Raw genomic sequence first — 19,925 nt, 5'->3', positions numbered from 1 at the left:
GGGGTTCCGCGGTCGAGCGGCCGGTTCGTTAGCGTGAATTCGTCGACAAATCGAGGGACGTCACACGCACCACCGAATCCCCGAAGCGGGGAACCCACCTTAGTCAAGGGACCAGTTCCACCTCGGTGCGAACCAGAACCGACCCTTGGCCCAGGGCGTCACGCAGGTCGAGGGCATCGATGACTTCCTCGGGACGAGCGGACCCACTGGGAGAAATCTTCATCCGAAACCGAAGGACACCGGACGGTTCGAGTTCGGCGTCGAGGACGAACGGGCGGAGATCGATCGCGACTGTGCGATCCGGACGTTGTCGGGTGTATGGCCATTCCGATGCGGCCAGGAACTCGGCCAAGCGGGCGCGAGCGGCATCACGCGAGACTTCGGGGACGTCGAATTCGTAGGCAACCATCAGCGGTTGGGCCGCACGACCTGGCGGGACTCCTTCGACGGAGAGCCACTCGAAGCCGGGGGGCGCCACGGAGGTCAGCCGCTGGAACACGTCCTGCGGATCCAATGGCTCGGCCAGTTCCAATTCGACCACTTCCTGTCGGCCTTCGATCCCGAGCGCGAGCGCCAGGGTGAAGACGACCTTCGGTCGAGGATTGAACCCCTGGCTCGTCGCCATCGGGATCGAGGCGCGGCGCAGCATCCGCTCGAGGCAGCGCATCAGGTCGTGGTGACTGATCAGTCTAAGATCGCCACGCTTGGCAAAGCGGAGTCGCAACTTGGTCGCCATCATCATTGCTGCGGGTCCGGGCCCGTGTGAGGGCCCGCTGCTTCCGCCGATCGCACTCATTCCTGGGAAGTCTGACTCGACAGGCTCGCGCGAAAGAACGGAGAGGTAAGAGGTTCCTGGTTTGTTGCGGCGGTCAACTTTCGAGTGCCACGGCCACGAGCCGAGGCCTTCGCCTATCGGCCGACGGGGCTTCCTCGCTTCGATCGGACGCAATGCCGACCACTCGGGGACCGGCCATCAGCACGGTGCCAGCCCATAGGCTGGAAGTGTCCACGAGCGGCTCGGCTTCCACCGGCCCCGGAAAGGAGGCGTGGCTGGACGGTCGAAGGGTCGGAAGTGAGAAGTCAGACCGATGAGTCTCGGGCAAAATCGGATTCCTGAGTCATCGACGATCCGCCCCGGTCTCAATGGGGCCGGGGGTGCCGATGGTTGGTGTATCGGGCAAGGCGGTTTGCAGGGCCTTTTGAAGGAGCTCGATGACGGCCTCCGACGTCTCCAGCTGGAGTGCTTGGGCGGCGATCTCGCGGGCCTCGCACGCTCGGATCCCGCGAATCACGCGCTTGATCTCCGGAAGTTGGTGCGGAGGCATGCTCAGTTGGCGTACCCCCAGGCCGAGCAAGAGCATTGCGTAAAGAGGGTCGCCCCCCATCGTCCCGCAAACGCAGACGTCGAGATTACGCGGCTTGGCCGCGTCCACGACCATGGCGATCAAGCGTAGCACACCGGGATCGGCGGCGCTATAGAGGTCTGCCACGGCTTCATTGGTGCGGTCGACGGCTAGCGTGTATTGGATGAGATCGTTGGTTCCAATCGAGAAAAAATCCACCTCCTTTGCCAGTTGGTCGGCCAGGATGGCTGCGGCAGGGACCTCGACCATGACGCCGACGGGCAGATTCTTGCCGATCGGGATCCCCTCTGCAGTCAGCTCCTTGGCGACCTCATTAAGGATCGCCCTCGCTCGACGGAATTCGGTTAGCGTCGTGACGAGGGGGAACATGACCCGGACATCCCCAAGTGCCGAGGCGCGAAGGATGGCACGGAGCTGAATCCGGAAGAGTTCCGGCTCACGCAAGGAGAGCCGCAGGCTCCTCAGACCCAGGGCCGGGTTGAACTCCGAGTAACCGACCGTCTGGTAAGAGGTCAGCTTGTCCGCGCCCAGGTCCAGGGTCCGGATCGTGACGGGCCGCCCTTCGAGCGAGCGCACGACGGCCGAATAGGCTTCGTACTGCTCCTCCTCGGTCGGGGGTCGGCTCCCGTTGAGGTAGAGGAACTCGGTGCGATAAAGCCCGACGCCGACCGCGCCGCGCTCGAGGCAGGCCGGGCCTTCGACCGGGAATTCGATGTTCCCCCAGAGCCCGAGTTGCTCACCGTCGAGGGTTTCGGCGGGGAGCTTGGCGAGCCCGACGAGCCCCTCGAACCGGGCGAGGCGTTCGGCCGCGGCCTTGCGGTAACGTTCTTGCGTCGGCGGATCCGGGTCGAGGACGACGAGACCCTCGTCGCCGTCGATGATCACCATCCGGCTCTCGCGCACCTGGTCGAGGAACCGACCGAGGCCGACGACAGCCGGAATCTCGAGGGCCGCGGCAACGATCGCCGTATGACTCGCGCGGCCGCCCGCCTCGGTCGCGAAGCCGAGCACGAATTGCGGATTGAGTGCGGCCGTCTCGCTCGGGGAAAGATCGTGCGCGAAGATAGCGGTCGGGGAGCTAACGACGTCGAGCGGACTCGCGTCTGCCAAACCCGAGAGCTTCCCGATGATCCTGCGCTGGATGTCTCGGACGTCGGCGGCTCTCGCGGCCAGATGCGAGTCCGTGAGCCGTTCCAACCGGGCGGCGTGGACGTCGAGAACCTCGCTGATGGCGTGCTCGGCGGCGACTCGATCGCGTTCGACGAGCAACCTCGCGTCACGGCGCAAGGTGAGGTCGGAGATCATCCGGGCGTGGGCCGAGAGGATGTCGGCGTACTGGGCACCGATCCGGTCGCGGGCTTCGGCCTCGGCCTGTTCAACCTCGCGACGGGCGGATTCTAACCCCTGGTCGAGACGCTCGAGTTCCGCACTGACGGACTCAGCGTCGATGGTGCGGGAAGGCATTCGCTGACCGCGCGGGTCCAGGACCAGCGGCGGACCTATCGCGACTCCAGGACTGACGGCGATCCCGCGAAGTGTCTGCATCGTCTTGGCGGGGGAAGTGGGAGGGGGAGGAGTGCCCGACTCCCAGTCGTCTTTACGGCGAACCGACGCATCGGGCCGAGGGCTCTGGCGTTGCCCGGACGGACCACGTCCGCCACGGGATTTCGGAGTCCGCGGTTCCCGAGCCTTCATGGGGGCGACTCCCCATCACCCTCGTCGTTCTCGTAGAACTGAGCGTGCACGAGGCCGGCCAGGGCTTCGATGGCGTTTTCCGCGTCGGGTCCCCTCGCCTCGATATCGAGGCGAGTACCACATTCGGCGGCGAGGGAGGTCAGGTCCAGGATGCTCTTGCCGTTGTATTCGGACCCTTCAAGATAAACGCGGATTTCCGACTGATACTGGAGAGCCAGCTTCACGAACTTGTCGGCCGGCCTCATATGCAAGCCGAGGCTATTCGTAATCTCGACTTGGCGGCGGGCGACGGGCGAATCTTGGCTCATCGGCGGCTCGGTCGGCCATGGCACAGAGATCCGGGGTTCCTTCCCAGTGGACCGACGGTCTTGGGCCAGTTGTTTCGTTAGTTTCCATCCTTCCCCCATGACGACATGGGGGAAACGGTGGCAATCCTAGCTTCACCTCGGGTCTGCGGGTCAGACACGAGCGATCGGGAAGGGGAAGAGGTGGGAAGCCTCGCCGCAATCCAACGCCTGTCACTCCCTGTTGACCTACGGGTGAACAACGATCAGGACGGTCCTATCAATGGGCGCCCTGGTCGGCTTCTTCGAGCAACTCGATGACGCTCTCGCGCGTCTTAGCCTGTCGCAGGAAATTCACGAACCGTTCGTCCTTCAGATGCCGGGAGATGTTCTCCAGGGCCCGAAGGTGGTCGCCCGGCTGATTCGGAGGGGAGATCAGCAGGAAGAGGATATCGACCGGTTCTCCGTCAAGGGCGGCGAAATCCACCCCTCGGCGAGACAGGGCGACAGTCCCGATCAAGCGGTTGACGGTCGGGTGCCGGGTATGGGGGACGGCAACGCCCTGACCGATGCCCGTGGAACCGAGTTCCTCGCGCCCGAGGATCGCACGCGCCACGCTCTCAAGGTCGCTTTCCGCCAGCCGACCGGAACGAACGAGGCTTTGCACGATCTCTCGGATCGCGTCTTCCTTACCGGTCGCCTGAAGATCGACGAGGATCGCCTCATTCACCACGAAATCCGAAAGCTTCATCCAGCCCTCCATCGACGCGTCGGCAGACTCGAGCAGCACCGCCCGGGAACGACTCAGGGCGAACCAACATCAGCCCGGGGTTTGACAGGTCCGGCTTAAATCGACTCGCCCCGATCGTCTCGACGCCCCTGATCCTCTTCTTCGTGGCGGAAATACTAAGGTCGAAATCAAACCTTCACGAGCGGATTAGGCCGGCTCGGAGGGTTCGGACATCTCGGAGACTTGCGAGGACGCCTTGCCGAGGGTCACGTCCCCTTTGTGATTCTGAACCTTCTCTTTGTAGCGACGAAGTTGCTGTTCAACCTTATGAACACATGCGTCCATCGCCGCTTCGGGAGTCGGACCCTCTTCGCGGGCGACGAAATCGTGTTTGTGTTCGGCCGAAACAAGGATCTCCACATGCCAGGCAAGCTTCAGGTGTTCGACCTCCACTTCAATAGACATCAGCCGGCCGAAGTATTTCAGCAACTTCTCGGCTTTGTCGTGGAGGTAAGCCTGATGGTTTGCACCCAAGCTGCCATGGCGGGTCGTGATCTCGATGTGCACCCGTCCGCTCCTTGCCTTGTCATCCGCGGACCGGGGGGGTACCCCGGACGCTTACCAAGAGTAACTCCCAAAGTCACTTCGGTCAAGGGTTCTCTGACGTGAGACGCCCTCCGGCCGCGGCCCAGCGGCGTGAGATTAGTGGGATTTTGGGGCGTCGCTTTTAAGTCGATGCCTCGATTCGCGACCAATCGGTCGGCCTCCCACCAATTCGAACCGTCGTGAGGAGGCGCTGGACATGGAGTTGACACTCCCGACCATCGTCCGCGGCTGAAGGCGTATCAAGAACCCTCTGGAAAAAACTACCCGCAACACCTGGGCCGTTTCTGCTTTCCAGAGCCACTCTTTCGACCCAAAGAACCGGTTCTCGAAGGACTACCGATTTGATTACTGATCACGTAAGGTCGACGTGACAGATTCCTCCCCCCCTGGGGCTTCATTCGAAGACCTGGCTCTCATTGCTATGAATTAGAGGATATATCACGGTGTGGACGCAGATCTACGACCCGATCGGTTACTGGCCCGCGTCGACGGCGTTGGCGTCGTTGCCGGTTCTCCTGCTACTGGGTTTGCTAGCCTCGGGCAAGGTAGGGGCCTGGCAGGCGGCTTTGTTTGGCCTTTTGACCGCCAGTACCGTGGCCGCCTGGGCCTTTCGCATGCCGGTCTCGATGATTGTCGCGAGCGCCGGGGTCGGCGTGGTCTTTGCGCTCTTCCGGATCGTCTGGCTGATAGTCGCCGCCGTCTTCCTCTATGACATCGCGGTGGCCACAGGGCAGTTCGACGTGATGAAGGCCTCGATCGCACGGTTGTCGAGTGACCGCCGGCTTCAGGCGGTGCTCGTTGCCTTTTCGTTCGGGGCGTTCGTCGAGGGAGCGGCCGGTTTCGGTGCTCCCGTGGCGATCTCAGCGGCCTTCCTTGTTGGACTCGGATTCCAGCCATTCCAGGCGGCATTACTTTGCCTGATCGCCAATACGGCGCCGGTGGCCTGGGGGGCAATCGGAACCCCGATCCTGACTCTGAGCAGGGTGACGGAACTCGATGTCGAAGCTCTCAGCGCAATGTCGGGAAGAATTTTGCCCATACTGTCCTTCCTGATCCCATTCTGGCTGGTTCGTACCATGACTGGTTGGCGACAGACGTTCGCGGTCTGGCCTGCCCTAGCTGTGGTCGGCGGGACGTTCGCCACGATCCAGTTCCTATGGTCGAACTTCGTCGGCTTCGAACTCGTGGACCTCGTCTCCGCGGTGGGGAGTCTCATTGCGGGGGTGATCCTGCTCCGTCTCTGGCAGCCGAAGGACCTCTGGCGTTTCGATCATGAGGCCCCGAATGGGGAAGAATCCAACTCGGCGCCTAGAGTCGACGAACTCGAACTCACTGTCGGGCGCGTGGCTCGAGCCTGGATGCCGTTCGCGCTCCTGTCGCTCACGGTCCTGGTCTGGGGAATCCCGGCCATCAAGCCACTCGGGACGCCGGCGGTGAAGGATTGGCTCGACGTCCACACTTCATGGAAGCCGCAGGTTCCCTGGCTCCATGAGAAGGTCGCCAAGGGTTTCGCTGTCACCGGGCATGAGACTCCCGAGCCCAAGGATCTGGAGAAGGCGACGGTCAACCTCGTTCCGGTTTCCTCCACGGGGACGGCCGTCTTTTTGGCGGCGGTGTTGAGCGGACTTTTGCTCGGCGTCTCGCCCAAAGTGCTCGTCTGGACCTTCGTGAAGGGGGTCTACCGCATGATTCCGGCGATCGCGGCGATTCTTTGTATGCTGGCGCTGGGGTTTGTGACGAAGTATTCGGGGATGGACGCAGTCCTGGGACTCGCGTTCACGAGGACGGGTCCGGTGTTGTACCCGATTTTCGGCACGCTCCTCGGCTGGCTCGGTGTCGCGCTCACGGGCTCGGACACCTCGAGCAACGTGCTCTTTGGCAATCTCCAGAAAATCACGGCCCGAAAGCTCGGGCTGAACCCCATCCTCATGGCCTCGGCGAATACGACCGGGGGTGTCATGGGCAAGATGATCGATGCCCAGTCCATCGTGGTCGCCGCGGTGGCGACAGGAGAGGGGGGCCGCGAAGGCGACCTGCTCCGCGCTGTGTTCGTCCACAGCATTGTGCTCGCCTTACTCGTCGGGGGGATCGTGTGGGTCTATGCCCACTTGCTACCGGCATTCGTCCCAGTCGTCGGACCCGTGTAAGATGTGAAGGCTGGCGACCAAGGCAGCGATGAGTTCCACAAATGACAACCCCGTCCACCTCGAGTTGGCAAAGGCCGATTCGAGGTAGACGGGGTTATTGGCGAGCGGTTGGACTCCGGCCAACTTATGGGCTCAGTCTAGCATTGAGACGAAGCATAGGGCCGGTAGAACGGGGCGGTGGGGCCTCCGGTGTCCAAGATTTGAATCCTGGCCCGGCCGCTCAGCTCTGGCTTCGACCATGCGTGAATTCGTGCCCCATCGAAGCACGACCAATACCAGCATCAGGGGCCTCGGCCGACGAGCGTCGAACGCGAGTTTCGGGGGCTTCGCGAGCAACCCGAGCTTGTTCGGGGGCTTCCGTCTCGATCGTCGGATGGAACGGGTCGGCGATCGAAGGAAGGGTTGCGGGGATTTCCGAAGAGAGAGGACGCTTGCTACGGATCAGGACCGACATTCAACACCTCCCCGCGCGACGCGGGAAAATCCTGGGACGGGGAGCGACGATCCGCTTTCCGGGACCGCGACGACCTCCCTTCCCGCGATCGGCGTAGCTCATGGCCGACCGCGCGTCCAGCCAACTGGGATGGACGCGGAGCCTTCCAAGTACCTTCCATTGTGACTTGCCCCAGCCGGGAGCCAAGGATGGTAGCTCGAGTTCTCCACCATGTAATCTAACGCCTCCCCAACGGCTCGGCCAGTGCGAATTCGAACGAGTTGATGCCGATCGCACCGCTTTTGCTGGTAGGGATGTCAGACGACTTTGGATGAACGCGCGTCGAAGGGACTATCACGACACATGCGCATCGGGATTCTCTCGGATACACACGACAAAGTCGGCCGGACGAGCAGGGCAGTGGCCTTGCTCCTGAGCGAAGGGGCGGAGGTACTGATCCATTGCGGCGACCTGACCGAGCCCGACGTCGTTTACGAATGCATCGGCGCTCCGGCCTACTTCGTGTTCGGCAACAACGATTTCGACGTTAAGGGCTTGCGCAAGGCGATGCAGGTCATCGATGCGACCTGCCTCGAGTGGGGCGGGGAAGTCGAGTTGGCGGGGAAGCGGATCGCCGTAACGCACGGCGACTCCATGAAGGAGATCCGACGCCTCTTGGCCAAGCACCCCGACTACCTGCTGACGGGACATACCCATGCCCCCTCCGACGAGAGGGAGGGCAACACCCGCCTGATCAATCCCGGGGCTTTGCACCGGACCAAGGTCAGGACGATGGCGATCCTCGACGTCGCGACCGATGAACTCCGGTTCCTGACCTTGCCGGAGAAGGAATGATCGTCGGTTTCCTTCGCGCATGTCTAAATTTGATTGGTCATTGGTTTCGCACAATGTCGTCCGATAGGCACATTTCCACATCCGATCTGGCGGATTATGCGGGTTCTCCGGTAGGATGACCCGGCGAATCTCGGATCGTGCGATCCTATCTGATGACGACGCCCGTGGATGGCTCGGATCCGACGCGCCTCGCATGCTGGAGACCACATCAGTCGAGAACGGAGGGGGAATGCGACTCTGCCTGGTGGAAGACAGCGCGGTCGTCGGACTCGAACCGTTAACCCTCACGCGGCCTGTTTACGACCTGCTCCTCGGGTCGAGCAGCCTGGGTCACAAAATTGCGCGAGCGTTCGGAGTTGGACCTGGGCCGAATCGGCGAGGCGCCATCGTCCGTGCACACCTCGCCGCCGTCCAGCACTCGCGTGACCCCCACACCGCCGTCAACGACCAAGACTGGCTCGCACGCGGGCCGGTCCTCATGGTCAATGGTCGTTGGGTCCCTCCCGCGGATTTCACGCCGCCGAGCGAGTCGGCCCCCTGGGTCGGACTCTGCGACGGGGAACCCGTCTGCGCCTTCGTCGGGCCCGAGGCCTCAGTCGGCGTCGACGCCAGCACCGCCTCGGCCTGGTTCGAGCAACAGGCGTCGAAGCTAGAGACGATCGAACTCGGTGGCGAGTGGATCAGACGCCCCTGGGATCTCGTCGCCCGCAATTCCGACCACCTCGTCCGTGACTTCGAGTCCGACGGGCGTGTGGGGCTGAGCAACCGGCATCTCGCCTCGACAGCCCTCGTCGGCCCGGTGCGTCGCCTCTTCATCCATGAGTCCGCTCGGATCGATCCCTACACCGTCTTCGACACGACGAACGGGCCGATCACCGTATCCGCGGGCGCCGTCGTCCAGCCCTTCACCCGGATCGAAGGCCCGAGCTACATTGGTCGAGACACCCAGCTCTTTCGGGCCAACATTCGAGGCGGGGTGACGATCGGCCAGAACTGCCGGATCGGCGGCGAGGTCGAGGCGGCGATCGTTCATGGGTACTCCAACAAATACCATGAAGGCTTCCTCGGCCACGCGTACGTCGGCGAGTGGGTGAACCTGGGCGCGATCACGTCCAACAGCGACCTGCGTAACGACTACGGCGAGGTCCACGTACCGTTACGTGGCGACCCGGTCGCCACGGGGCAGGCCAAGGTGGGTTGCTTCATCGGCGACCATACCCGCACGGGCCTGGGCAGCATGCTCAACACCGGCACGGCGATCGGGGTCATGTGCAACGTGCTGCCGGCCGGGCCGTTGCTGCCCAAGCATGTGCCGTCGTTCACGGCGGTTCTTTACGGCAAGGTGGCCCCAGGGTTCCCGCTCGAGCAGATGTTCGCGACCGCCAGGATCGTGATGTCGCGCCGCGGCCAGGTTTTCACCGAGCATGACGAGCAACTCTACCTCGACCTCTACGAGCAGACCCGCCTCGAGCGCGAGCGTGCCTGGCAGAAGGCCCATGATCGTCGCGGCGACAACTGGCCGACCATGGCCCGCGGCCCCTGGACACCGGGGCAGGGGCTGTCCGGGAGTTGATCGATTCGGGCTTGCTCCGAAGACCTTGCAAAACGCTTAATGACGAGCACGGCCCACCTTCCCCAAAACGGAATGGCGGGCCGCTCTCGTTATCTTCATGCTAGGAGTTACGCGGTCATGGAAGTTTGTACAAGGGTTGAGCGATATAAGCCCTGACGGCTCCCCGGATGATTTGTGCCTTGGCCTCGTACCAACTCACCCCGGTGGCATAGAAATGACGCTCCAGCCGCAGGAAGGCCCGGATCGCCATCCCGATGTGGTTGCGCTGCGCCCGACCTACCCGGGCCTGGCATCGCTCGACCCCGCAGCACTGCTTCAGGCCCCGGTGATAGTTCTCAATCGCCCACGTCCGCTCGGCCAGCACCAACCGCGTCAGCTCGTCCATCGCCAGGTCGTCGGTCGCCCAGTGCTCAGTGTCTCCGTCTCGGGAGACGATCCTGAAGACACGAATCAGGCCGTAACCTTCCAGATGGACGATCGTGCCGGCGGCCTCGATCGCCGTCTCGCCGACGGCCTTGTTGCCCTGCCGGTTGAGGTTAACCCGGCGATTGATCTTCAGCCGCGTCAGCCAATGCCAGTTCAAGCCGCGGATCAGCTTCAGATTCTCCAGGGCACTGTACCAGCCGTCGAAGGCGACACAGTCGGGGGCGAGACCCCGCGACTTAGCCGCCCGGAGCATGTTGCGGAAATGGTCGTTCTTGGTCAGCCCGTCGTGCTCGTGGTCGTAAATCCGGTAGTCGCAGGGGATATGGCGGTCGCCGTCGGTCCACAGCAGGGTGGTGAGGTTGATGCCGCGGACGACGGCGTGGTGCTTCCCGGACCAGTGTCGGCTGACCAGGTCGATCTTATGGGCGTAGGGCTTATCGAGGGTGGAATCGTCGAGGACGAGGAGGCCTCCCTTGAGGGAGACCAGGGGGCGAGCCTCGGCCCACAAGGTCTCGGGATCGGGCTCGAGGCGGCGGAGGAGCCGGGTGAAGGCATCGTGTGCGGGGGCGTCCTGCGACTCGGGTTGCACCTTGGCGGCCTCCGTGCAGGCGAAGGACTTGGGGCTGGCGATGAGGAAGTCGATGTAGTTCGTATCCTGACATTTAACATCGTTTTTCATAAATCCCATCATACCAGCCGAGGCCGCCCGACCCTCCATGGACGCAAGGCCACTACTGCGTAACTCCTACATGCATGATAAGTCGAAAATTTAAGAATCAGTTGTATATTAGTTTGTCGAACGAGTGGAAATTCGCGTTCGGCACGTTGGTGATAGTGATACGATTGGTGAGTCTCGCCCTCGTGATGCAGCGAGAAGGAATCTCTCCCACCCCGACTCCACCCCGCTATCGAAGTTTTGCCAGGATCAAACCCGAGGCCCGACTGAGACATGTTGGTCGACGCCGACCAAGGATCGAACTAGCTTGTCTCTATCCTGACGCAAGACAAAGGCTCGTTGACGACGGCCCAAGCCGTGGGACTCAGCAAGCCAATTAATCAGAGGGGCGGTCGGGCGAGGGAGATCCGTCGGGGTCTCCGAGGGCGTGCATCGCGTCCTGACGCTCGAGCCAGCGCCAGAAGCCGAAGCAGGCGGAGAAGAACGTCTTTGTGACTTCGTTGACGAATTCCTGATGGACGCCGGACTCGAGGTTGAGCCACTGTTCGCAGACGACACGCCCGGACGTCGAAGTGTTGGGGTCGTCGATCTCGAGGTAAACCTTGGGCATTTTGTAGAGGCTGTTCCACTCGTTGCAGAGGTGGAGCACCCGGTCCCAGTCGATCCGAGGGACGCGCCTCATTGACTCGCCCCGCAGGCAGTACTGCTCGTCGTCGTCTCCCGAGGCGGCGAGCAGGAACCGCGGATGACCCGAGATTTCCTCGTCGTAGCCGAACTCGACCACGAAGTCGCCGTCCCGGTCGCGGAGGAATTGCAACTCGTTCTCTTCCAGGAAAGCCTCGATCATGGAACGGCCGAAACTCTCGACGAAACCCATGCTCTGCTCCCCCTCGGACGTGGGGTCGCTTCCTGGCGACCCAAGCTGACCATTGGAGTCGTCGTGTCGACCCGGTGCAAGGGGAGAGCCTGAGAACACAAATGCGAACTTTCTGCTTGCCGAAGACTCTACGATGATGATGGTTGACGGTGCCCGCGCGACGAGTGTTCGCGGCCGGGCACCTCTCTCTTTCAAAAGGCGGTTGACGGTCATGGCGGCGGTGATTTCGGAGGAACAAGATGTGGCGCGGACGACGAACGTCGGTGCCTATGTTTCTCTGGCCCTGATGGTGTTGATCGGCTCGGGCACGGCGCCCGCGGCAAAATTCGCTGTTCGAGAATTACCCCTTGGTTTGCTCCCCTTGGCGAGGTTCGGTGGTGCCGCACTCTGTCTCCTCCCGATCGTCTGGCGGAGCGGGGCACTGTCCCGCATGGTCCGCAGCGACTTTCGGCAACTGGCATTGGCCTCGGTCTTCTGTGTTCCCATCAACCAATTCTTTTTGCTGAGCGGCGCGAGGCTCGCGCCGACGTCGCACGTCGCCCTGATATATGCGTCGTGCCCTTTGTTTGTCACCTTCCTGACGGCCATGCTCGGTCAGGAACGCTTCATCGCGAATCGCCTGGCAGGCATCATTATCAGCGTCTCGGGCGTCCTAGTGATCGGCCTCGAGAACCTCTTCATCAGCGGCGCAACCAGCCGCGACACCCTCTGGGGTGACCTCTACCTCGTCGGGGCCGTTTCCTCGTGGGGTGCCTACCTGACCTTCAACAAGCCCCTTATCGCCCGCCATGGGGCCATCCCGGCGCTCGCCGGCACGTTCTTGCTGGGCAGCCTCCTCGACGTCCCGATTGCGCTGGCGAGCCTGCCGACCTGGCCGCCGCTCCTTGAGGTCTCCCCGGCCGCCTGGCGAGGCCTTGCTTATCTCACGGTCGCCGTCTCGGTGGTCGGACTCACCTTCCAGAACGTCGCGCTGCGACGCCTCGACGCTAGCCAGGTCGCAACCGTCAACAACGCGTCGCCGATCCTGACCGTCCTCTGGGGTATCTGGCTGTTCGGCGAAGCGATGACCCCGGCCCTGGCGGTCGGTGGAGCCTTGACCCTCGGCGGGATCCTCTGGACGAACCGACCCCAGTCGACGGCCCAGGCTTGACCGTCGACGCGTCGACCTGCCGCTTCGAGATGATCAACGCCGGCGCGTGTCCTCGGCCAGTTGGGCCCTCACGATCTCCTGCGACTGATCGACATCCTCGAGCGGCCGACTCGGCGAGATCTTGCGATAGCTCGGGAGGCTCGCCCAGCGCGAGCCTTCTGAGCTTTTGGCTTTGAGGTCCTGGGCGAGATAGGTCCCGAGATCCTCCGAGAGCGTCGTCGCCCCCTGGCCGTCGAGGTGCGTCGCGTCGACGAAGACCTCATGGCCGTAACCGGCATGCCGCGAGTCGACGACCTTCAAGTGCGGGTAGCGCTCCTGGAAGGACCGGACGAGCTTGAGGTAGCCTTCCTCGGCCTTCGAGGCCTCGCGCTTTCCCTGGAGGTCGGGAGAGAGGGGTGGTAGCAGCCAGTAGGTGGGGATGCCTCGCCTGGCCGTGAGGTTGAGGAGCTTGCCGATATACGCCCGGTTCGTCCGGTGACAGTACGAGAGGTGCCAGAGCAGCGTCTTCTGCTGCTCGGGTCCGACCGTCCCATTGAACGCCGGGTTGCGAGCGGCGACGTTCGCCCCCTGATGCAACCTCCAGTTGCGCAAGCAAAACTGATTGATGAGTCGGAGCGGGTTAGCCTCACCCCGAAACGCAGCGTGTAACGCCCCGCGAATTTCGTGGCGTGATCGGTAAGAGGGCAGGAGTCGGCCTATCGCGATCTCGGTAAATAGCGAGCCGCCCCCATCGACCTTCGTGAGCTCAAGGCACTCTTGCAAGGTGAGGATTTCCTGCCAGTACCGCAGGTTGTACCTCGGGCTCCCCACGAGCACGCCGGGCTTGTATTCGATGACCACGGCCTTCGGCCTGGCACCTGCATCGAGTGCCCGCTTCAGCATGAAGTACGTCGCCGGGGCGGGACCGCGCGCCAGGCCGAGGTTATAGGTCTTGAGCCCCGTGCGATCCTCGAGGATGCTCGGAATCACCGAGTGCTTGACCAGGCTATCGCCGACGCAAAGGATCGAGGCCTCCGGAGCGCGCTCGACGGCATCCTCAGCGCTGAGCCTCCAGTTCCAGCTCACCGGATCGGAGAACTCCATCCGGTGAGAGCCCACCAGCAATTCGCCCGCGACAATCAGGGCGAGCATGCCCAGGAATCCGAACGGGATCTTGCGACCTGCCTTGGTGTCTTGGCGGGTCAGATCGTCCGCGCGCTCTGCCGCCGATTCGAATTCAGCGACCATCCTGGGCTCACCCGCTTGTGCCATGATCGTGTGAACCCTGAGACTTCGGGGAGTCACGCCTTTAAATCGCGATTTGGGGAATTTCCTCGATCGAGGTGCGTCGAGGGCCAATGGCTATCGAAGCCGCCGCGATATTCGAGGTTCGAGCCCAGCCGTTTCGGCAGCGTCATAAGCGCCAGATCCCAAAAAAAATCCAGTCCAAAGCCTTAGCAGTGCCTGTCGAGAATGTCTGCTGGTGAGGCTCGACGAGGTTTGGCCAGAGTCTTGTTGAAGGGGGCGAACTCAGTTATCTTCACCGGCCCCAGTTGCCGGTCCTTATTGGCGAGGTTATTCCGGTTGGGTTGAGAGCGAATCTTGAGGGGATAGCGAAACAAGGAAGGTTCTGGAAGGCCTCGCAACCATCCCGATCCGCGTTTCACCTGCTGTGCTTTAATCCGATGGTGCCTGCATCGGGATCGCCGTTGGCGATCTTCGTCATGCGACCGACTCGCTCATCGACGCGTCGAGCAACTTTTGAATTTGCAAATGAGGTTTGGGATGGGACGTTGCGGGGGCCTCGTGGTTTACGTTACGAGCCACGGGTTTGGTCACCTGAATCGCTCGGTGGCCGTGATCAACCGGATGCCGCTTGACGTGCCGGTAACGGTACGCAGCAATCCCGACCTCTTCGACCACTGGCAGGAACGGCTCCGCCGACCGGCCAAATTGGAACCCCATATCTCCGACGTCGGAGCCTTAAACCCGCCTGGCGACAGCGCGGCCACCGACGGAGCCGGGACGCTCCGTCTCGCGGCCCAGGTCCACTCCGAGGCCTTGAAGAAGATCGATGCCGAGGTCGACAGGCTTCGATTGGATGGGACCGCTGCCGTCCTCTGCGACGCTCCTCCATTGCCTCTAGTGGCCGCTCGTCGAGCCGGGATCCCGGGGTTCCTCCTGGCCAATTTCACCTGGGCCGATATTTACGCCCCGCACGCGCAGAAGATTGGCGGCGAGGCTCTCGAGTTCGTGTCCGAACTGCGTGCGGCCTATCGCCAGGCGACGGCCCTCTTCCGCTGCGAGCCGGCATTGCGTCTCGCCGACATCGCCCCGTCGACCGAGGTGGGGATGGTGGTGACCCCGGGTCGCAACCGCTCGGAGGAGCTTCGCAGGGAACTGGGGCTCACCAAGGCGGAACGCCTCGCTTACTTCTACGTCGGCCGCTACGGCCAGGCCAACCTGGGCTGGGAACGGCTCGAGAAACTGGGCAAGAAGGGGATCCACTTCGTGGGTTTCCACGCCCCCTCGGAGGTTGCGATGGACAACTTCCACGTCGCGTCGCCGACAGCATGGACCGGCGCGGACCTTGCGGCGTCGGTAGATGCCATGGTTGCTAAGGCCGGGTATGGGACGGTTTGCGAAGCCATGGTCGCGGGCGTGCCCATGATCTACCCGCCCCGAACCGGATTCGCCGAGCATCGGGCACTGGACCGGGCACTGCGAGCCTGGGGCGGCGGGCTCCCGGCAAGCACGCGGGCCTTCGCCGAGTTGAAGTTAGAGCCATTGCTCTCCAAAGCCTTTGAGCTGAAGCCCGGCCCTCCGCCATTCCCGGCCGACGGTGCGGCCCGTGTGGCCGATCGCCTGACGGAAACCTGTCGATCCAGCCCTAGATACTGATCTTGCGCTCTGAGGTCTCCCATGAAGTTCGTGATCCATCCCGCCGTCGAGGCCGAACGGCTTGAGGCCCTTCGCCAGGAAGCACCGTCCGCCGAGTGGATCAACGCCAGCGACCCGGCGCAGGCTCTCGCCGAGATCGGTGACGCCGATGCCTTCCTGGGAAAGATCACCCCGGAGCTTTTATCGAAGGCGGGTCGGCTCCGTTGGATCCAGGCTTTCACCGCGAGCCTCGAGCATTACATCTTTCCCGATCTCGTAACGCACCCCGCTCAGTTGACCAACACGCGAGGCCTCTTCGGCGACGTCATCGCCGATCAGGTGATGGGCTACATCCTCTGCTTCGCGCGGAACCTCCACACCTATGTTCGCCGCCAGGCCGAGCGTCGCTACGAGCCCGTCGGTGGCGAGGCGGCGAGGGTGAGCTTTGCTTCGGGCCCGGGAACCGTCAACGACATGGACCGGGCGACGATCTACCTGCCGCATGCGAAGCTCGGGATCGTCGGCTTCGGTGGAATCGGTGCCGAGATCGCGCGACGGGCGTCGGCCTTCGGCATGACAATCCGAGCTATGGATCGCTACGCAAATGAGAAGGCGGTCACGGAAGGCGTGAAGTCGATCGTCGGCCCCGACGAACTCCACGAACTCCTGGCCTGGAGCGACTTCCTCGTGATCGCGGCGCCGCATACGCCGGAAACCGAGGGTCTCTTCAACGCCACGACAATTTCACAGATGAAGACGGGCAGTTACCTCATCAACATCGGGCGCGGTGCCATTGTGGTGCTCGATGACCTCGTGACGGCCTTGAAGTCGAGGCATCTCGCCGGGGCCGCGCTCGACGTTTTCGAGGTCGAGCCGTTGCCCGCCGATCATGCCCTCTGGGACCTCCCCCAGGTGATCCTCACGCCGCACACGGCGGGCTATTCGCCGATTATTGCGGCTCGGCACCTCGAGACTCTCACTGAGAATGTCCGACGGTTCGTCCGAGGGGACGCGTTGATCAACATCGTCGATAAGGCTCTCTGGTTCTGAGATCGACCGACCAATCGGCACAACCATCCTCACGGCTTAGTCCCTCTCCTCCTTCGCCAGCCTGCAGAATCGATACGACCGGACGCAAAAATCCGGTTGTCTTTTCAATTTGCTTCAGAAATCCGGAGATCTTTTTCAATCCGAGCCAAAACGGCGTTCCTGCCGTTCACTTAGCGTCGTAAGCCGTTACGATCTAGACACTCCCGGCGGCAGGATGATCCGCCCGCACCTTGATTCGGCACCTTGATGGAAGAGGAGACGTCCCTCGATGAAGACCCCACGCTCTCTAGGCATCGCTGCACTCGTGTTGGCCTCGGGCACCTTCAGCCTGACCCTCCGCGGCGACGATCTCCCCCGCGTCTCCGCCGATTACGATGTCGTCTATTCGAAGCCAGGAGCCTCCGAACTTAAACTCGACATCGCCTGGCCGAGCGACGGCAAGGGGCCGTATCCGGCCGTCCTCGTGATCCACGGCGGGGCCTGGCGGACGGGTAAGAAGGATCATATGCGGGGCATGCTCACCGAATTCGCGAGTCGAGGGTATGTCGCCATCTCCCCCCAGTATCGCTTCTGCCCGCAAGAGCCATTTCCCGCCCAGGTCCACGACGTGAAAGCGGCCGTGCGATGGGTCAAGAGCCACGCGAGCGAGTACAAAATCGACCCCGAGCATGTCGGGGCTGTGGGCTTCTCGGCCGGCGGGCACCTCGCCTTGATGTTGGGAGTGACCGGTCCCCAGGACGGACTCGAAGGGGATGCCGCCGCCTCGGATCCGATCACCAAGATCCAGGCCGTGGTGAATTACTTCGGACCGACCGACCTCGCGGCGTCCGACATCCCGGGTGAATCCCAACCGCTCGTCCGCGACTTTCTCGGCGGCAAGCCCTCAGACAAGCCCGACCTCGCGGCCAAGGCCTCTCCCCTCACGTTCGTCACCAAGGATGATGCGCCGATCCTCACGTTCCACGGGACGAAGGACGCGGTCGTGCCCGTGACGCAAGCGACCAAGCTCTCGGAGAAACTCACGACGACGGGAGTTCCCTCCCGTGCCGTTCTGCTGGTCGACTCGGGACACGGCTGGAAGGGGGCCGAACTCAAGAAGACCATGGATGAGACCTTCGCCTTCTTCGATCAGCACTTGAAGGTCGCGCGTCCGTGACGATCCACACTTGAAATCCACTGAGTTGCTAATATCTGGTTGTCATCAAATGCCGGATGACAACCAGATTTTCCCTCCTCAAACTCCCTGCCACTCACGCCAGAACCGCTCGTTCATTCCTGCGGCGGAAAGATATCGGGCTCGATTTGATAGCCGTCCGCGAGGGCGTTCGTCGTGTTGAAGAGACCGACGACGGCCATGACCTCTCCCAGGGCCTCCACGCTCAACCCGAGCTTCCGGACGGCCGCCGTGTGCGAGTTGACGCAGTAGGCGCAGCCGTTCGTCGCCGAGACGGCGAGGGCGATGATCTCACGCGTCAACGGGTCGAGATGGCTCGATTTGCCCTCAGCCTCGGGATGCATGATGGCCTTGAGCCTCGTCCAGACGAGCTCGAGGTGATCGGCGTTCGTGGCCAGGGTGCGCCAGATATTGGGGACGAAGTCGATGCCCTTGGTCTTCTTGATGTCAGCGAAAACGGCGGCAACCTTGCCGGTGGCAGTTGCCTCATCAACCAGGGGGACCGTTGCTTTGGGACGTTCGGCCATGGCTGTTCTCCTCAATATTCCGACCCGCCTCAACCACGTCGCACTGTGGCGGGCGTTCCATTCCATTCTAGGAGAAGGCAAGCCAGGCTACACCCGCGCCCGGTGGAAGACGCTCGGCTCGATCGCCGGGAGCCCGAAGAGTCGGTTGTGCAGCATCTGCTCCAGCGACTCGAGATCGCCCAGAAATGAGGTGGCCGGGGCGTTGTCGCTGTGACCCTGGGGGGGATCTGGGTAGGACTGGAGGATCGTGATCCGGTCGGGCAGGGGGGGATGGGCGGGGTCGTTGGCCCCTTCCTCGCTCGTGAGGACCTGGATCCGCATCGCGCTATGGACCTCGGCGGGGAGCCGATACCAGAAGGCCCTGAAGAAGGCGTAGAGGTTGGGGACCTCGGGATCTTCGGGATCGTAGTGCTCGAGTACCTCGCGGAAGAGCGGTTGCACGAGCGCGACCTTTACAAGAGCCGAGGCCGCCGCGGACCCGCCGGCGATCGTCGCGGCCGAGCGGTCGGCACGAGTCTCCTGCCCGCGGGCGATCGGACCGATGAGTCGCGCCGACCAGCGAAACGTGAAGCGTGCCAGAGAGCCGAGCGGCCCATGCTCGCGTCCATCCGCATGGTCCAGGGCGCGTCGAAGCCCTTCGACGAACCGGGCGAGATGGGCGGCTTTCGTCGCATCGCCGCGAGCCAGGTGCGCCAGCTCGTGGGCGAGGATTGCGCGCAACTCGCCAAGGTTCAAGACGCGCAAGAGGGGCAATCCGAGGATGAGGGCCTGCGAGTTGCCCCAGGCGACGACACCGCAGCAGGGCAGGTATGTCAGGCGAACCTGTCCGGGCGACTTGACGCCCAGCTTGCGGGCCACCTCGTCGACCGTGGTGAAAATCAGGGGTGCATCCGAGCGGGCGAGCACGGGTCCGAGGTCGGCGTCTGGGTCCTTGGTCTCGGTGATGACGTAGACGCCCCCGAGGGCGGAGAGGACGTCACTCCAGTCGTTGATCTCGTCTTTGAGCCAGCCCCGAACAATCGGGACGAATCCGCCGAATAGGAGGAGCGTCGACGAGGCGACTACGACGCCGAAGCGGTAGTTGGCCTCGAGCAGCGAAAGGGCGTGTCGCCTCCAGAACAGCGAGAAGGGCCCGGCAGAGGCCCCGGTGGTGGGGTGGAGGCCCGTCAGCTCTTCGCCGTCGTTTCGACGCCTGGCTCGAAACGTGACGCCGCAGTGCCGGCAGAGGAGACGATGCTCATTGCGCGTACCCTCGCCGATCGGCTCCAGACCTGTGCCACACTCCGGGCACAGCAACCCACGAGGGGGCTGCCCTCGATCCATCGTCGGTCTCCGCGACCCAGACTACTTCGACGAGTGTTGGCCGGAATCGGCCAAGTCGATTCGACTCGTTATGTATCCAAATTATCTATGATCTCCTTCGGAGGATATCCCTCTCATCTCACATTCAAGTCTCCCGTTTCGGGAAATCCGCCGAACCGGCGATTTCGATGGTTTTT

The 19,925-nt window shown here is 62.9% G+C and carries 17 protein-coding genes; 7 read left to right on the top strand and 10 right to left on the bottom strand.

All coding sequences use genetic code 11. The features are described from left to right. Nucleotides 1-103: 103 nt before the first annotated feature. The 5 genes from ACOYYX_RS32060 to hpf form a co-directional block, all read right to left on the bottom strand. Nucleotides 104-742, bottom strand: a complete 639-nt coding sequence (locus tag ACOYYX_RS32060) for a TIGR03936 family radical SAM-associated protein (RefSeq protein WP_422926736.1) — start codon at nucleotides 740-742, stop codon at nucleotides 104-106. Between the two features lie 376 nt (nucleotides 743-1,118). Then, nucleotides 1,119-3,059: a phosphoenolpyruvate--protein phosphotransferase gene (gene ptsP / locus ACOYYX_RS32055; protein ID WP_422926735.1), complete on the bottom strand. Its 1,941-nt coding sequence runs from the start codon at nucleotides 3,057-3,059 to the stop codon at nucleotides 1,119-1,121. Continuing rightward, on the bottom strand, nucleotides 3,056-3,367 hold the full coding sequence (locus ACOYYX_RS32050) for an HPr family phosphocarrier protein (RefSeq protein WP_422926734.1): 312 nt from the start codon (nucleotides 3,365-3,367) through the stop codon (nucleotides 3,056-3,058). Before ACOYYX_RS32050 ends, ptsP begins: the two co-directional genes overlap by 4 nt. A gap of 256 nt (nucleotides 3,368-3,623) precedes the next feature. Continuing rightward, nucleotides 3,624-4,094, bottom strand: coding sequence for a PTS sugar transporter subunit IIA (locus tag ACOYYX_RS32045; protein ID WP_422926733.1), 471 nt, complete (start codon nucleotides 4,092-4,094; stop codon nucleotides 3,624-3,626). A 186-nt stretch (nucleotides 4,095-4,280) separates the two neighbouring features. Continuing rightward, nucleotides 4,281-4,640, bottom strand: coding sequence for a ribosome hibernation-promoting factor, HPF/YfiA family (gene hpf, locus ACOYYX_RS32040; protein ID WP_422926732.1), 360 nt, complete (start codon nucleotides 4,638-4,640; stop codon nucleotides 4,281-4,283). A 482-nt stretch (nucleotides 4,641-5,122) separates the two neighbouring features. Between hpf and ACOYYX_RS32035 the strand changes: the two genes are divergently transcribed. From ACOYYX_RS32035 to ACOYYX_RS32025, 3 genes are all read left to right on the top strand, one after another. After that, nucleotides 5,123-6,826, top strand: coding sequence for an L-lactate permease (locus ACOYYX_RS32035; RefSeq protein ID WP_422926731.1), 1,704 nt, complete (start codon nucleotides 5,123-5,125; stop codon nucleotides 6,824-6,826). Nucleotides 6,827-7,622: 796 nt separating this feature from the next. Beyond that, nucleotides 7,623-8,114: a YfcE family phosphodiesterase gene (locus ACOYYX_RS32030; protein ID WP_422926730.1), complete on the top strand. Its 492-nt coding sequence runs from the start codon at nucleotides 7,623-7,625 to the stop codon at nucleotides 8,112-8,114. Nucleotides 8,115-8,343: 229 nt separating this feature from the next. Continuing rightward, a complete protein-coding gene (locus tag ACOYYX_RS32025; protein WP_422926729.1) occupies nucleotides 8,344-9,687 on the top strand; it encodes a putative sugar nucleotidyl transferase in 1,344 nt (447 codons plus the stop codon). 115 nt (nucleotides 9,688-9,802) lie between these two features. Here ACOYYX_RS32025 and ACOYYX_RS32020 read toward each other — a convergent pair whose 3' ends face one another. After that, complete coding sequence (locus ACOYYX_RS32020) at nucleotides 9,803-10,831, bottom strand: IS701 family transposase (protein ID WP_422926728.1); 1,029 nt, start codon at nucleotides 10,829-10,831, stop codon at nucleotides 9,803-9,805. 334 nt (nucleotides 10,832-11,165) lie between these two features. Beyond that, complete coding sequence (locus ACOYYX_RS32015) at nucleotides 11,166-11,666, bottom strand: YbjN domain-containing protein (RefSeq protein ID WP_422926727.1); 501 nt, start codon at nucleotides 11,664-11,666, stop codon at nucleotides 11,166-11,168. A 241-nt stretch (nucleotides 11,667-11,907) separates the two neighbouring features. Here ACOYYX_RS32015 and ACOYYX_RS32010 point away from each other — a divergent pair, with 241 nt between their 5' ends. Continuing rightward, a complete protein-coding gene (locus ACOYYX_RS32010; protein WP_422926726.1) occupies nucleotides 11,908-12,816 on the top strand; it encodes a DMT family transporter in 909 nt (302 codons plus the stop codon). Between the two features lie 33 nt (nucleotides 12,817-12,849). Here the strand turns inward: ACOYYX_RS32010 and ACOYYX_RS32005 are convergent, their stop codons facing one another. Beyond that, nucleotides 12,850-14,043 (bottom strand): hypothetical protein, encoded by a 1,194-nt coding sequence (locus tag ACOYYX_RS32005; RefSeq protein ID WP_422926725.1) that lies wholly within the window; start codon nucleotides 14,041-14,043, stop codon nucleotides 12,850-12,852. A 537-nt stretch (nucleotides 14,044-14,580) separates the two neighbouring features. Here ACOYYX_RS32005 and ACOYYX_RS32000 point away from each other — a divergent pair. From ACOYYX_RS32000 to ACOYYX_RS31990, 3 genes are all read left to right on the top strand, one after another. Then, nucleotides 14,581-15,696: a hypothetical protein gene (locus tag ACOYYX_RS32000; RefSeq protein ID WP_422926724.1), complete on the top strand. Its 1,116-nt coding sequence runs from the start codon at nucleotides 14,581-14,583 to the stop codon at nucleotides 15,694-15,696. 21 nt (nucleotides 15,697-15,717) lie between these two features. After that, on the top strand, nucleotides 15,718-16,725 hold the full coding sequence (locus ACOYYX_RS31995; RefSeq protein WP_422926723.1) for a D-2-hydroxyacid dehydrogenase: 1,008 nt from the start codon (nucleotides 15,718-15,720) through the stop codon (nucleotides 16,723-16,725). 268 nt (nucleotides 16,726-16,993) lie between these two features. Then, nucleotides 16,994-17,881, top strand: a complete 888-nt coding sequence (locus ACOYYX_RS31990; RefSeq protein WP_422926722.1) for an alpha/beta hydrolase fold domain-containing protein — start codon at nucleotides 16,994-16,996, stop codon at nucleotides 17,879-17,881. 113 nt (nucleotides 17,882-17,994) lie between these two features. Here ACOYYX_RS31990 and ACOYYX_RS31985 read toward each other — a convergent pair whose 3' ends face one another. Further along, the gene (locus tag ACOYYX_RS31985; protein WP_422926721.1) at nucleotides 17,995-18,426 is read right to left on the bottom strand and encodes a carboxymuconolactone decarboxylase family protein; all 432 of its coding nucleotides are present in this window, start codon (nucleotides 18,424-18,426) and stop codon (nucleotides 17,995-17,997) included. Between the two features lie 87 nt (nucleotides 18,427-18,513). Further along, nucleotides 18,514-19,749, bottom strand: coding sequence for a M48 family metallopeptidase (locus tag ACOYYX_RS31980; RefSeq protein ID WP_422926720.1), 1,236 nt, complete (start codon nucleotides 19,747-19,749; stop codon nucleotides 18,514-18,516). Nucleotides 19,750-19,925 lie beyond the last annotated feature (176 nt).

The organism is Singulisphaera chitinilytica (genome assembly GCF_049331405.1).
Taxonomy (GTDB): domain Bacteria; phylum Planctomycetota; class Planctomycetia; order Isosphaerales; family Isosphaeraceae; genus PoT.
The sequence above is the reverse complement of the archived record's forward strand: the minus strand, read 5'-3'. Positions and strand labels throughout refer to the sequence as shown.

Coding starts and splice junctions, on each gene's coding strand:
- ACOYYX_RS32015 (WP_422926727.1), bottom strand. CDS start 11,666: ATGGGTTTCGTCGAGAGTTTCGGCCGTTCCATGATCGAGGCTTTCCTG.
- ACOYYX_RS32050 (WP_422926734.1), bottom strand. CDS start 3,367: ATGAGCCAAGATTCGCCCGTCGCCCGCCGCCAAGTCGAGATTACGAAT.
- ACOYYX_RS32020 (WP_422926728.1), bottom strand. CDS start 10,831: ATGGAGGGTCGGGCGGCCTCGGCTGGTATGATGGGATTTATGAAAAAC.
- ACOYYX_RS32060 (WP_422926736.1), bottom strand. CDS start 742: ATGATGATGGCGACCAAGTTGCGACTCCGCTTTGCCAAGCGTGGCGAT.
- ACOYYX_RS31990 (WP_422926722.1), top strand. CDS start 16,994: ATGAAGACCCCACGCTCTCTAGGCATCGCTGCACTCGTGTTGGCCTCG.
- ACOYYX_RS31985 (WP_422926721.1), bottom strand. CDS start 18,426: ATGGCCGAACGTCCCAAAGCAACGGTCCCCCTGGTTGATGAGGCAACT.
- ACOYYX_RS32005 (WP_422926725.1), bottom strand. CDS start 14,043: ATGGTCGCTGAATTCGAATCGGCGGCAGAGCGCGCGGACGATCTGACC.
- ptsP (WP_422926735.1), bottom strand. CDS start 3,059: ATGAAGGCTCGGGAACCGCGGACTCCGAAATCCCGTGGCGGACGTGGT.
- ACOYYX_RS31980 (WP_422926720.1), bottom strand. CDS start 19,749: ATGGATCGAGGGCAGCCCCCTCGTGGGTTGCTGTGCCCGGAGTGTGGC.
- ACOYYX_RS32000 (WP_422926724.1), top strand. CDS start 14,581: ATGGGACGTTGCGGGGGCCTCGTGGTTTACGTTACGAGCCACGGGTTT.
- ACOYYX_RS32025 (WP_422926729.1), top strand. CDS start 8,344: ATGCGACTCTGCCTGGTGGAAGACAGCGCGGTCGTCGGACTCGAACCG.
- ACOYYX_RS32030 (WP_422926730.1), top strand. CDS start 7,623: ATGCGCATCGGGATTCTCTCGGATACACACGACAAAGTCGGCCGGACG.
- ACOYYX_RS32045 (WP_422926733.1), bottom strand. CDS start 4,094: ATGAAGCTTTCGGATTTCGTGGTGAATGAGGCGATCCTCGTCGATCTT.
- ACOYYX_RS31995 (WP_422926723.1), top strand. CDS start 15,718: ATGAAGTTCGTGATCCATCCCGCCGTCGAGGCCGAACGGCTTGAGGCC.